Raw genomic sequence first — 12,836 nt, 5'->3', positions numbered from 1 at the left:
ATAAGTGCAATTAGTTAGTAAGTACGATTGAGTTAGCTATTCTAGTTTTGATCGATCGAATTACACCCGATTTTGATGCGTTCACCCTGCGAGGGGCGGTAATATCTATTTCACCACCATTATTTAAACTAATAGTGCTGGTATCGATATAACCAACTCCGATATTAGTGCCGCTAGCTAATGTGACTTTGCCACCATTGCCCTCGCTAGCTGTAGTGACGATATTGCCAGTGTCGAGATTAGTTTTGGCTGTAGCGGTTACATTTCCACTATTCCCAATCGAACTAATTCCAGTAAATATATTGCCTGCATCGATCGAGCTATTATTGCTAGTCAGAATAATATTGCCACCCGTATGATTGGCATCACCACTGAGCGAGCCTGTCTGGAGATCTTTAGTCACGATCGCACCAGCAGCATTAATATCGATATTTCCAGCCTTAACATTATTAACAAAGTTATTAGCTCCTAATTGAGTCGTTACTCGATCGGTCGTAATCTTGCCATTACTACTGACTAAGCCAATATTACCGGAGGCTCCACGAGTTTGATTTTCGGTAGTAACTAGTCCGGTGGCTCCGATATTACCAGTAGCACTAACTGTAATATTTCCAGTATTTGCCACTGCAATAAAGTTGTTATCGGTAATGCCAGTAGTCAGACTGTTGAGGTTAACATTATTTCTCCCAACAATTACGATATCTCCGCTATTAATTGCTGTCGATCTCGGTGAAAATTGTAGCTTGTTGCTTGTATTAATCTCTCCCGTAATAGTAATATCGCCCGCTGCTAAATTAGTGTTAGGGGCATACTGGTTGGTGAGCGAAACAAATGTTCGATCTGGGGTGATGTGTCCATCATTGGAGTCAATAAAGTTGATACTTCCTACTGTAATTGAGGAACCGCTGGGGTTTGAAGTAGAAGTAGGTATAAAAGAAACAAAACCATCAATTGAATTTGTAAAAAATTCACCAAAATTACCTAGACTACCCACCGAGCTTGCCGTTACTCCAGCTCGAATATCGACCGTTTGAATAGTCGTACCATCAATACTGACTGGAATACCATTGACTGTAAAACTCTCTATCAATCCATTATTGATATTGCCGCTATTTGTTGATGTAATGGTCGTATCTGGTTGGGTAATTGTAATCGTGCCGGGAATAGTGACGCTGCCACCTGCGATAATATGTAATGAGGCTCCCTCATAGCTAGCAAAACTGACATCGCCAGTAGCGCGAATAATCGGATCGTAGGGACTGAATAAGCCGCCTAATTTACCGTCCAATCGTTCGATTTTAAAATTGCCCCCCGTACTAAAATGAGCGTCGCCGCCGACATTATTTCTCGATCGCAATGTCAAATCGCCACTCGCGCTCAGATTACTATTCGGATTATTCAGCGCAAAAATATCAATTTGACGATCGCCTTGAATTAATAATCGCCCATCGACGGTAATTTTGAGTGGATCTTGTTGACTATCTTTAATCGTTACCGTATCTTGCGCGCGGAGGGTAAGATCGCCAGTGGTTTGGATCTTGCTATCAATCAGATGGAGATCGTTCCGAGCGGCGATGGTTGCCGTACCTGCTGTGACTCGATTTGCGACAACATCACCAGTCTCAATCGGGGTATTACCGCGAGTGAGGGCGATATTATTGCCAGCTACCACGACTTCCGAAACGCCACTACCCGTCAATAATTTTGGCAAGGCAGTCGGCGTGAAGTTAACGGCATCAGACGCGGGTATTTCTAGACTTAATAAGTTTCCCGGCTGACTGATTCTGACTAGGCTCGTACCGGGAACGGCGGCAATATTGATATTTCCATTTGGTGCATTAATTGTGCCTGTACTAATTACCGTACCGCCGATTAGATCGATATTCTGTCCTGAATTTACCGTCAGATTGCCACCATTGACGATCGCACCCGGTTGAGTCGTACCAAATGTAAAAGCAGTCGGATTGCCAAATAAATTGGCGTAGTCATTATTACCGATCGCCTTAAATTGTCCGTTAGCAAAATTAATACCAGTAGCAGTGGTTGCATTGAAACTAGCTGGTAAATTTAGACTAGCATTAGGCCCAAAGATAATCCCTGCTGGATTCATCAAAAATAAATTAGAATTGCCACCAGTGACTTGCAATACCCCATTAATTAGCGACGCATCGCCACCATTAATTCTACCTAAAATATTTTGAACGTTCGGGGTAGATAAGAAGTTGGCAATTTGACTTGGGTTGACGTTGAACTGGCTGAAGCTGTGAAATAAATTTACCCCATCTAAAGAGGTTTTGCCCCCAGAGATATCAATCTGGTTTCGATTTTGCTGGGTAGTCGTCCCCGTACCATCTGCCGCAGGTAGCATCTGAGCATTTGCATCAATCGTGGCTAGCCATGGTAACAGCATCAATACTGACAACATCAATTTGGTCTTGCTCTGGGGTCGCGACATAATTTATTGCTCCACTATCTCAGTACCGAACTGTTTTCGATCGCCGCACCTCCGCTCGAGGTTGCGATGCATTTCTCCTTACCAAACTCCACTATCCCGACACTGAGTTTTATTTTATTGTCTTAATAAAAACAATGTCCGAACTATATTTTTGTTGCTAAACTGCAACAATCGCTCGAGCATCGTAACTTAGCTTCATATATGAGCTGAATTTCTGAATTCTCGATCGTATTGTATCATGTAGTGATAAAATAATTGTAATAAATATCTGGAGATATAGTGTAAATGAAACTATTATGGCTCCGGTGGATAAGTATCGGAATATCTAGTTTTGGGATTATTTCATCGACAGTTTTTGCACAAACACCAACTGACCCCAATACCGATCGATTTCCGCAAAGTATTCCAACTCCGACACCATTACCATCGGAGACCCAACCCAAACCAACGATCGCGCCCAGTCCCGAACCTGCATCGTCAGAAGATACTAGGTCGGTAACAGTCACTCAAGTCCGCATTATCGAAAGTACGGTGCTGACTAATGCCAATTGGGCACCAATTACTCAACCGTTAGTCGGCAAAACTGTGACGATTGGCGAACTAAAAAAAATCGCCGAACGATTGACCCAATTGTATCTAGATCGCGGGGAAATCACTTCTAGAGTTATTTTAGTTACACCTACAGATGGAGTCGTTACTTTTGGGGCGATCGAGGGCAGTATCGAACGAGTTAATATTGTCGGGCTGACGAAACTCAATCCCAACTATTTGCGATCGCGACTGGCTTTGGCCGCAGGGACGCCATTAAATGTCAATAAACTAGAAGAGCAATTGCGACTATTGCGTACCGATCCGCTGTTGAGCAATCTGGAAGCTAGTCTCAAAGCAGGTAGCAGCTTGGGCAAAAGTATTCTCACCGTCCGCGCCACCGAAGCCAATCCCCTCTCGGTCAATCTGAGTGCAGATAATTACTCGCCACCCAGCGTGGGCAGCGAACGCGTCGGTACGCAAATCGAATATCGCGACCCTACAGGCGACTTAGGTAGTGTCAACCTCAACTATTACCGCTCGCTGCCGATCGGTTCGGATATTGTAGACTTATCCTACAAAATTCCCCTCAATCCAATGCAGGGCACCCTCCAGGCGAGAATTGCCCCCAATAGCAGTCAAATTACGATCGCGCCCTTCCAAGCTTTCGGCTTTAGGGGAAAGTCTCAACTCTACGAACTGAGCTACCGCCAACCCTTCACGCGCACTCTCCGCGAGGAATTTGCCCTCTCCTGGGGAATTGCCCTCCAAAATAGCGAAACGTTCATCAACGATGTTCCCACGCCGTTTAGTCGCGGGCCAAACGATCGTGGCGTGAGCCAGACTACAGTGCTAAAATTCGGTCAAGACTATGTCAAACGCGACGTCCGGGGCGCGTGGGCGGTGAGATCTTTGCTCAATTTTGGGATCGGTGAATTTGGCGCGACTATTAATGCCAGACCCACCCCTGACGGTCGATTTTTTAGTTGGCAAGGACAGATCCAGCGGGTGCAAGTGCTCGACCCCAATAATTTCTTAATCGCTCAATTAGACGCCCAATTGACCCCAAATGCACTCTTACCGATCCAACAATTTACGATCGGTGGCGGACAATCGGTGCGGGGCTTTCGACAAAATGCGCGCGCGGCAGATAATGGCATTAAGTTGAGTATTGAAGATCGAATTACCGTCAGTCGAGATAGCAGCGGCGGTCAGACATTAGTTCTGGCACCATTTATCGATGCTGGCTGGGTCTGGAATCAAGCCGACAATCCCAATCCACTTCCCGATCGCAATTTTTTAGCCGGGGTAGGTTTGGGGGTAATTTGGCAACCTATTCCCCAATTAAATCTGCGGGTTGATTATGGGTTACCGTTAGTAAATTTAAGCGATCGAGGTAACAACATTCAAGATAGTGGGTTGTATTTTAGCGTTAACTATCAACCCTAATCTTGAAGAAACTGGCTGGTAAACTAGCTAGTTTACGATCGCTCAAATAAAGTCTTGAGTCGATCGATCCTCTCTGCTAAAAGTTAAAGTAAAAGAATTCCTACCAACGATCGGTAAATCTGTCAGCAGGCATAAAATCATCAAATACAGCAGTTACCAGAATCCGTTAAAACACCTTGAGATTTAGTCCGCGAAGGCGGACTTTGCAACATCAGTAACGACTTCCAGTCGTTGTGTCCCCAAGGTGGCAATATTAACTCACAGAACTTTTCTCTTCCTCTCGATCGTTTTGTAGCTCCAGACAATAACCCGCACCGTAGATCGTCTTAATATACTTCGGACGACGCGGATCTGGTTCCATCTTAGTACGCAGGTGGCGGATGTGGACGCGAATTGTCTCGATATCGTCATCCGGATCGTAACCCCATACCTCGCGGAGAATGTCGCTCGGCGACACAGTTTGCCCGTGTCGCTGGAGCAGACAGTGTAACAGCTCGAATTCCAGGTGCGTGAGCTTGATCGTCGCGCCGCGCCAAATCGCCTCAAACCTTTCCGGGACTAACGTCAGCTCCCCATAATTGAGAATTTCGCTGTGTTTGGCGGCTTGCGGAATCCGATCCGTTCGCCGCAGCAGCGCGCGGACGCGCGCCAACAATTCCTCGATTTCAAACGGTTTAGTCAGATAGTCATCCGCGCCAGCATTAAACCCTTCGACCTTATTCTGGGTTTGACTCAGAGCTGTCAACATCAGGATTGGAATATCGGAAGTGCGCTCGTCACGACGCAACCTTTGGCAAACGGTATAACCATCAACTTTGGGCAACATCAAATCTAACACGATCAAATCAGGCTGGATTTGGATCGCCATTGCCTGACCTTGAATACCGTCAGGCGACTGATTCACCTCATATCCAGCCATTTCGAGGTTAATACAGACTATTTCAGCGATCGCTGCATCATCATCGATGACTAGTATTCGAGGCATGTTCGAGTAATTTAGTGTAAATGTCTGAAAAGTTTGTTAACAATATCTAGCGAAACAAAGCTTTCTGTAAAGATTATACGCAACTGTATCGAGTGGCGCGAGTTTTTTTTGATATTTATCCATATTACGTCATAGTGACTGGTTGATAATAGATAGTTGGGTTGGTTTTAGGTTTTAGGCTTTAGGCTTTAGGCTTTAGGCTTTAGGCTTTAGGCTTTGGAACTGCGTTCCACCCATTACCCATCCACCCATCCACCCATCCACCCATCCACCCATCCATGACAACTATTCCCCCCAAGCAACCTACCTGGCTAACCGTCTTCCGTCTCTTACGTTGGGATAAGCCTGCTGGTAGATTAATTTTGATGATTCCTGCTTTGTGGGGATTGTGCTTGGCGGCTAAAGGCAATCCACCGCTGCCATTACTGGGCGTGGTGGTTTTGGGCACCTTGGCGACTAGTGCGGCTGGCTGTGTGGTTAACGATTTGTGGGATCGGAATATCGATCCGCATGTCGAGCGTACCAAAAATCGTCCCCTCGCAGCTAAGTCACTGTCGATCGCGACTGGCATTGGCGTGTTAATTGTCTCACTGATTTGTGCGGCACTGTTGGCGGCTTATCTCAATCCGCTTACTTTTTGGCTGTGTGTCGCCGCAGTCCCTGTCATCTTGCTCTATCCAGGGGCGAAACGTGTTTTTCCCGTGCCGCAATTGGTACTGTCGATCGCGTGGGGATTTGCGGTATTGATTAGTTGGTCGATGGTGGCAGCGAGTCTGGCTACTCCGACGTGGTACCTGTGGGGAGCGACAATTTTTTGGACGTTGGGATTCGATACGGTGTATGCAATGTCCGATCGCGATGACGATCTCCGAATTGGGGTCAATTCGAGTGCGCTATTTTTTGGTAAATACGTCGCCGAAGCGATCGCGATCTTTTATGCGCTGACTGTGGGTTTGCTGGGCTACATGGGACACATTATGGGCTTGGGTTCGATCTTTTGGCTAACGCTGGGCATGTCTGCTGGTTTGTGGTTGTGGCAATATCTCCGCCTCAAGAAACCGACCATTCCACCTACTTTTTATCCCCAAATGTTTCGCGAAAATGTTTGGATCGGTTTTGGGCTACTCTTGGGAATGATATTAGGTATCAGGCATTAAAATAACTGGGCATTGCCGATCTGATACCATTTTGGATTGTGGATTGTGGATTAGGAAATCCGATCCTCACTTCCCAGCTTTACCAACTCCCCGCTCCCACCATCCTCACAATTCCTTCACAATTATCTGGTTTAATGGTAGTAATTAGGTAGAAATCTGTCTGCCCGATTGCGAGTAGACCGCTCGGTAGAGGGAGCGGTTGAAATTTAATTACATAATTGATATTACAGCGATCGAGAATCGATCGGGGGCAGCAAAGATGAAACGAATGACGATGGCACTATTGTTGGTCGCATCCATGGGTTTTATGGCTCCGGGTGAAGTTCGAGCTGAGGCTCCAACACCTACGCGTGGGTGTTGGTCGAGAGAAGTTGCCGCACGACCGAGTGTAGATCCGCAAACAGTTACTACTGTTAAAGGTCGAGTCGTCGCGATCGAACACAACGATAAAAATCAGCCAATTGCAGCCAAACAAGTGGTAACGTGGGCACGAGTGAAAACCGATAGCGGCGAAGTCAAATCCGTGTACTTGGGTGCGGAAAAAGCTCTCAACAAGCAGAACCTAAAAGTTAAAGTCCGCGATGTCGTCGAAATTCAAGGCGTGCAGATGCCCCAAGCTCAACAACCGACAATTCTGGCTAATAGCGTCAAAAAAGGCGATCGCGTTTGGAAGATTGCGAACTTTATCACCAAACCTACCAGCGCAAAATCGTGTGGATATACTGGGTAAGCTCACGTCTGCGACCGCCGCCTCAGCGGCACGCAAGCTTCGGGAGGCAGTGTATAGTGGATAGTGATTTGTTATGTGCGTGAAGATAAGACAGGGGCACTCCCACAGATTAATTGTGTAGGGATGCCCCTGTCTTGTCTTGTCTCGCATAATCCGGGAGGAAACCTCCCGGATTATGCGAGCCGCTGACGCACACAAACGGGAGGGAACCTCCCGTTCGATGCGTCGCTTGTGGGTACCCTGAGTCGAAACTAAGCACTAAAATATTTAAACTGAGAAAGATCTGAGCGATCCTGCTGATAATCTAGAGATAGCATCTTTTCATGTACGGTAACTATCTTCGATTATGTCAGAATCGCTTCAAGCCTTACTTACAGCCGTTGCTGCTGGCGCAATTACTCCTGAAGTAGCAGGAGCGAAAATTCAATCGCTGGGCTACGAATCGATCGATGACTTTGCGAAAATCGATTTCGATCGACAACAGCGGACGGGTTTTCCAGAAGTGATCTGGGGTTTGGGCAAAACACCATCTCAAATTATTGAAATTATCCGCGTCATGCGCCAACGACAGTCGGTAGTCATGGCAACGCGGATTACTCCCGTCGTCTATGCCGAACTCCAGCAGGCGATCCCCGACTTAATCTATTACCAAACGGCGCAAATTTGCGCTCTAACGCCCCCAAAATATACACCCATACACCAGGGCAAAATTACCATTCTCACCGCTGGCACAGCCGATTTACCCGTAGCTGAGGAAGCAGCTTGTACGGCTAGTCTGTGTGGTTTTCAAATCGAAAAATTATGGGATGTTGGCGTTGCAGGCATTCAGCGGCTGCTAACCAATCGTCATGTCATCGACGATGCGGATGTGTTAATTGTCGTGGCGGGGATGGAAGGAGCTTTACCCAGCGTCGTTGCTGGTTTAGCCGATTGTCCCGTCATTGCCGTACCCACTAGTATCGGCTACGGCGCGAGCTTCGGTGGCATCTCGGCGTTACTGACGATGCTCAATTCTTGTGCGGCGGGAATCGGTGTCGTCAATATCGACAATGGTTTCGGTGCGGCTATTTTAGCAGGGCAAATTTTACGCACGGCTAGCAAGGTCGCACGTAAAAATAACGGCAGCTAGATATCAGACTGGTTATCGCATTCAATTGAATATATCTTCTTGCTTTTATGTATCAACACTATGAAAGTAAATGCCGAAACTGTTGCAGATCTGACAAGATCTTAGCTAGTGTAGATTGACGCGCTGCTACGGCAAGTTCGGGACGATCGACTAGATGTTCGATATCGTGCTCTAAAGCATTCAAAAATACTTTCAAATTCGGTATTTCTGGCTGTTCGGGAGCGTGAGTAGAGGCCCTAAGATGAGTATCGGGGTCGATCGTCTGTGTCAGTACTCGATCGAGATCTAGACCTAATTGTTGAATCGCATGTTGGAGGATTTCGATCGCATTGTGCATCTCGATCGGATCGAAAACGCGCAGGATACTCGTCTGAGTCACCAGTCCCAATTGTTTGCCCCAATTCCACGACACGACTAGCCGTCGAATCTGCCTTTGCTCCATTTCTTGGTGAGCAGTCCACAACGAGTCTTCTGGACTCAGGACAAATAGCGGCGTACTCATCACGGCGCGTGCGGTAGTAGTATAGAGGTTCAATCCCATGGCCTGAAACCGCACGACATCTCGCTCGGTGACAATACCAACAGGTCGCTGGATTTCATCATCTTCGCCTGCAACTGGTTGGACGATGACAACACAGCTAATTTGACCCACCGCCATTAATTCTACCAATTCGATCGCGACTGCATCGGGTGGTGCCGTCGTTACTCGATCGGTCATGACTTCAGCGACACGGCGGATTTTGAGCAAATTTGTCGGTCGGACAATGTGACGAATGCTATCGAGGGAGACGACACCAACGAGTTGTTGTCTCTCGTCTACGATCGGTAAATGCCGAATCCGATGGCGACGAAACAAAAATAGTGCGGCGAAAACGTTGTGCAAATCGCGCTCGGACATAGTGAGGACGGGATGGTGCATCACCTCGCGCACCTGTGTAGTCTGCATGTCGATTCCCGATGCACTCAACTGTACCAAATCGCGTTCGGTAAAAATGCCCACCAATCGTTCTTCCTGCATCACCAATACACAGCTAGAACGCGCACTCCACATTGCATCGACGGATCGATCGATTGAGCTATCCAATAATGCATGACTGCGCTCGGCAGTCTCATACATGAGTTTGACCGCATCGATGACACGAGTGTGGGGCGAGACGGTCAGCGGCTGCCGATCGATCGCCTCAGCCAACGGCGGCGTACCAAGCGAATTATCGAAAGAGGCGGTCATAATGTCAGAGCTAACAAAAAAAGACAATAAGGCGACGCGTTCGCACCAGTCTATCAAATCGTCTCGATCGCTAAAACCAGCTATTAATTATTGTTTGGCTCTAGCCTGAGCATCTTCCATCCCGACAATTCGGGGCATTCTGCCATAGAGACGATCGAGTACCCGCTTGACAGAAATCCGTTGCCACTGTTGTCCTCGTTTGGTTGTATGACCATTTTGGTTGAGCCAGTCGGCAACTTGTTGAAGAGATTTGCCCGACTTGTGGTGACGGCGAATTAGTTCGATAATCTGTTGCTCGTCAGGATTATCGGCTAGTTCTCCATCGATCGATCTTTGCCCAAAAGCCGGAGAACCATAGCCTGCATAGCCACTCTGAGCTGCTTTTGCTTTTCTCGCCTGTTGTAACCGTTCCCAGACCTCCAGTTCTTGACAATTTTCGGATTCCATTCTTTATATCTAATTTTACCTAACTCAGCATACCCGATGAGATTGTAACTCCGATCGTTCCAGTACTAGGAGTGACGATCGCGCCAAGGGCTGAGACTTAAATAACGTACATATTTACCTTCACTAGCACGATCTCGCTCGGTTACTCAATTCACAGTCCTCAGAGAATTGCATTCAACCGAGAAATTAATATTCACCCATACCTTTACGAGGTTATCTGTACTCTAAATAACATTTTGAATTATTATTTTGCTTGAGAATTGTCATACATTGGATCGAGCAAAATAAATTTCTACCTCAAACGTTACAAAGAATAATTTAAGAAATGTTATCATTCAGACCCGGAGTATTTTTGGAGTTGAGTGCAAAGTAGCAATGTTGCCTGCACTCAACTATTTCATTGAGTTATTAGCTCCAATTGTTGGACGATTTCTCAACCGACAACATTATCGCGATCGCGATTGCCACCCTCCGCTAATCTGGGCAACTTACCGCCGCTGACTCAATTGCAATTATCGATCTCGATGCCCATGAAGGCAATGGTATCGCACGGATTTCCAATCGCGAGCGCACCTTCCACATTCTGGTTATGTACAATCGGGATATTTATCCCCAAGATCGTCAGGCGATCGCATCGATTGTAATCTCCCCCTTGCATCGGGAACGCGAGATGCTGAATATCTAGATAAGCTTCAGCCGTATTTACCGAGTTTTTTAGAGTGGATCGATTATCTTTCAGAGAGGTTTCTCTTCTCTTCGAGACGCTACTCGATCGATTTATCGCTAACGCCGCGCACGATCCGCGATAGTTCGTATTTTTCATCGACACTAATTCGACTGGGCGAACCACTAATAATCCCCTCGTAGTTGCGGAACGAATCCTTGATTTCCGCTCCATCTTTACTGATCGTATATTCGTGAATGCCCTTGTCGTGCCACGAACCGCGCATTTTAAAGACATTAAGCGCGCGCGCCATTTCGCCCCGAATCTCGACATATTGCAGCATCAAAATCGTATCAGTAATTGTCGAAATATGCGAATCCGTAATCGAATTGGCTCCCATAAACTGGTCGGAAGTATTGGTAAAAAAGCCCGTAATTTCTTCTTGCTTGGCATAACCCGTCACGCCAATTACGAACTGTCGGAACGAGTTATTGCTTACACCTCGCGCCAAAGCTGAGAGCGAATCGATCGCGATTCGATCCGGTTGAAAGTCGGCAATTTCTGACTTAATTGTTTGTAAATGATCTTCCAATCCAGCCGACTCAGGATAAGTACACAGAATTTTTAGCAATCCTTGTTGCTCCAACTCTTCAAAATCAATTCCCCAAGAAGAAGCATTCCGCGATAATTGCGCTCGCGACTCCTCATAGGCAAACAAAATCGCCCTTTCCCCAGCCAAACAAGCTTCCTGGATAAATTTGCTCACCAGTAGAGTTTTGCCCGTCCCAGTGGCTCCTGTGGCCAAGATAATCGAATCTTTAAAATAGCCACCACCGCACATTGCATCCAAAGCTTTGACGCCAGATGATACCCGGACATTCGATGACTTTTGGGTGAGCCGCATCGCACCTAGTGGGAAGATATTGATCCCGTGGTTGGTAATCGTGAATGGGTACTCGCCCTTCATGTGTGTTGTACCCCTAAGCTTGAGAATTTCGATCGTCCGCCGCCGCCGCTCGCCTTCGAGGACATTTCGCACGATCGCGACATTATCCGAAACGAATTCTTCTACTCCAAATCGCGCCACAGGGCCGTACTCTTCGACGCGCTCGGTGGTCATAATGGTAGTTGCACCCATCTGTTTGAGTCGTGCTACCAGCCTGAAAATTTCTCGTCTTACTACCGATGCCGCATCATATTGTTGAAAGATCGCTGTGACAGAATCGATCGATACCCGCTTGGCTTTATACTTGACAAACGCATACTGAATCCGCTCGATTAACGCCGAGAGATCGAAATTACCGACTACTTCTTGGCCTTCAGGATCTGGGGACGCATCGAGAATAAATAGCTTACCATCATCGATTAATTTTTGAAGATCCCAACCGAAACTATAGGCGTTTTTAATGATATCGGCAGGTGATTCTTCAAAGGTTACAAAGACTCCAGGCTCATCAAAGTAGTAAATTCCGTTATAGATAAATTGGACGGCTAGCATGGTTTTTCCCGTCCCTGACGTGCCACTGAGAATCGTCGTTCTACCACTAGGTAGACCACCATGAGAGATGTCATCAAAGCCTTCAATCATCGTGCGAATTTTCTGCACGCCCAGGGGATTTAGCGGTAATTCTGATAATTGATTCGTACTGGTCATTACAGAGATTGGAAAATTTTCTAACTAAACAACTGATTCAACTTAATAAATTAATGAGCCGCACTCGACGATCGGACTAGAACGAGCTAAAAATCTCCGTCTCGCTCGGATAGTTCTTCATAGAGCAGATCCAAGCCAATTAATACTTTTTCGCGATCGGATAAATCGCCAATAATTTTCCGTACTGGTGGCGGTAGAACTTTTGATAGTGTGGGTGTTGCCAGAATCTTATCCTCTTCTGCTAGTTGGGGATTTTTTAATACATCAATTACTTTAAGCGCATATACGCCTTTAAACTCCTCTTCTAATATATTCTTTAGAGTTCGCAGTGCTCTGACTGAATTAGGCGTATTTCCCGCTACATAAAGCTTCAAAACATAAGTTTTCATTAGTGGAGTCATAAATTGAAA

11 protein-coding genes are annotated in these 12,836 nt (G+C 46.5%); 5 read left to right on the top strand and 6 right to left on the bottom strand.

Annotated features, from left to right (window positions below):
- Window positions 1–10: 10 nt before the first annotated feature.
- Window positions 11–2,455 carry a two-partner secretion domain-containing protein gene (locus CHA6605_RS31200; RefSeq protein WP_015158132.1) on the bottom strand — a complete coding sequence of 815 codons (2,445 nt, stop codon included), beginning with the start codon at window positions 2,453–2,455 and terminating at the stop codon, window positions 11–13.
- A 285-nt stretch (window positions 2,456–2,740) separates the two neighbouring features.
- Between CHA6605_RS31200 and CHA6605_RS03315 the strand changes: the two genes are divergently transcribed.
- The gene (locus CHA6605_RS03315) at window positions 2,741–4,432 is read left to right on the top strand and encodes a ShlB/FhaC/HecB family hemolysin secretion/activation protein (protein ID WP_015158131.1); all 1,692 of its coding nucleotides are present in this window, start codon (window positions 2,741–2,743) and stop codon (window positions 4,430–4,432) included.
- Between the two features lie 253 nt (window positions 4,433–4,685).
- On the opposite strand, the gene CHA6605_RS03310 is transcribed toward CHA6605_RS03315, so the two are convergent.
- A complete protein-coding gene (locus tag CHA6605_RS03310) occupies window positions 4,686–5,417 on the bottom strand; it encodes a response regulator transcription factor (RefSeq protein WP_015158130.1) in 732 nt (243 codons plus the stop codon).
- A 278-nt stretch (window positions 5,418–5,695) separates the two neighbouring features.
- Between CHA6605_RS03310 and CHA6605_RS03305 the strand changes: the two genes are divergently transcribed.
- The 3 genes from CHA6605_RS03305 (at window position 5,696) to larB (ending at window position 8,433) form a co-directional block, all read left to right on the top strand.
- Window positions 5,696–6,574, top strand: a complete 879-nt coding sequence (locus CHA6605_RS03305; RefSeq protein ID WP_015158129.1) for a 4-hydroxybenzoate solanesyltransferase — start codon at window positions 5,696–5,698, stop codon at window positions 6,572–6,574.
- A gap of 199 nt (window positions 6,575–6,773) precedes the next feature.
- A complete protein-coding gene (locus CHA6605_RS03300) occupies window positions 6,774–7,304 on the top strand; it encodes a MamS/MamX family magnetosome protein (protein ID WP_041547511.1) in 531 nt (176 codons plus the stop codon).
- Window positions 7,305–7,650: 346 nt separating this feature from the next.
- The gene (larB, locus tag CHA6605_RS03295) at window positions 7,651–8,433 is read left to right on the top strand and encodes a nickel pincer cofactor biosynthesis protein LarB (protein WP_015158127.1); all 783 of its coding nucleotides are present in this window, start codon (window positions 7,651–7,653) and stop codon (window positions 8,431–8,433) included.
- 58 nt (window positions 8,434–8,491) lie between these two features.
- Here the strand turns inward: larB and CHA6605_RS03290 are convergent, their stop codons facing one another.
- Window positions 8,492–9,661 carry a CBS domain-containing protein gene (locus tag CHA6605_RS03290; RefSeq protein ID WP_041548657.1) on the bottom strand — a complete coding sequence of 390 codons (1,170 nt, stop codon included), beginning with the start codon at window positions 9,659–9,661 and terminating at the stop codon, window positions 8,492–8,494.
- A gap of 87 nt (window positions 9,662–9,748) precedes the next feature.
- Window positions 9,749–10,108, bottom strand: coding sequence for a recombinase family protein (locus CHA6605_RS03285; RefSeq protein ID WP_041547509.1), 360 nt, complete (start codon window positions 10,106–10,108; stop codon window positions 9,749–9,751).
- A 505-nt stretch (window positions 10,109–10,613) separates the two neighbouring features.
- Here CHA6605_RS03285 and CHA6605_RS37005 point away from each other — a divergent pair.
- Window positions 10,614–10,793: a hypothetical protein gene (locus tag CHA6605_RS37005; RefSeq protein WP_422678761.1), complete on the top strand. Its 180-nt coding sequence runs from the start codon at window positions 10,614–10,616 to the stop codon at window positions 10,791–10,793.
- Between the two features lie 79 nt (window positions 10,794–10,872).
- Here CHA6605_RS37005 and kaiC read toward each other — a convergent pair whose 3' ends face one another.
- Together kaiC and kaiB are read right to left on the bottom strand one after the other, a co-directional pair.
- A complete protein-coding gene (gene kaiC, locus CHA6605_RS03280) occupies window positions 10,873–12,426 on the bottom strand; it encodes a circadian clock protein KaiC (protein ID WP_015158125.1) in 1,554 nt (517 codons plus the stop codon).
- 86 nt (window positions 12,427–12,512) lie between these two features.
- Complete coding sequence (gene kaiB, locus CHA6605_RS03275) at window positions 12,513–12,827, bottom strand: circadian clock protein KaiB (RefSeq protein WP_015158124.1); 315 nt, start codon at window positions 12,825–12,827, stop codon at window positions 12,513–12,515.
- Between the last annotated feature and the right edge of the window lie 9 nt (window positions 12,828–12,836).

Source organism: Chamaesiphon minutus PCC 6605, assembly GCF_000317145.1.
Classification (GTDB): Bacteria; Cyanobacteriota; Cyanobacteriia; order Cyanobacteriales; family Chamaesiphonaceae; genus Chamaesiphon; species Chamaesiphon minutus.
This window is presented reverse-complemented; position numbering and strand designations above follow the sequence as displayed.

Bases quoted from the DNA above. Each gene is read 5' to 3' on its own strand.
- CHA6605_RS31200 (WP_015158132.1), bottom strand. From the start codon at position 2,455: ATGTCGCGACCCCAGAGCAAGACCAAATTGATGTTGTCAGTATTGATG.
- CHA6605_RS03315 (WP_015158131.1), top strand. From the start codon at position 2,741: ATGAAACTATTATGGCTCCGGTGGATAAGTATCGGAATATCTAGTTTT.
- CHA6605_RS03310 (WP_015158130.1), bottom strand. From the start codon at position 5,417: ATGCCTCGAATACTAGTCATCGATGATGATGCAGCGATCGCTGAAATA.
- CHA6605_RS03305 (WP_015158129.1), top strand. From the start codon at position 5,696: ATGACAACTATTCCCCCCAAGCAACCTACCTGGCTAACCGTCTTCCGT.
- larB (WP_015158127.1), top strand. From the start codon at position 7,651: ATGTCAGAATCGCTTCAAGCCTTACTTACAGCCGTTGCTGCTGGCGCA.
- CHA6605_RS03290 (WP_041548657.1), bottom strand. From the start codon at position 9,661: ATGACCGCCTCTTTCGATAATTCGCTTGGTACGCCGCCGTTGGCTGAG.
- CHA6605_RS03285 (WP_041547509.1), bottom strand. From the start codon at position 10,108: ATGGAATCCGAAAATTGTCAAGAACTGGAGGTCTGGGAACGGTTACAA.
- kaiC (WP_015158125.1), bottom strand. From the start codon at position 12,426: ATGACCAGTACGAATCAATTATCAGAATTACCGCTAAATCCCCTGGGC.
- kaiB (WP_015158124.1), bottom strand. From the start codon at position 12,827: ATGACTCCACTAATGAAAACTTATGTTTTGAAGCTTTATGTAGCGGGA.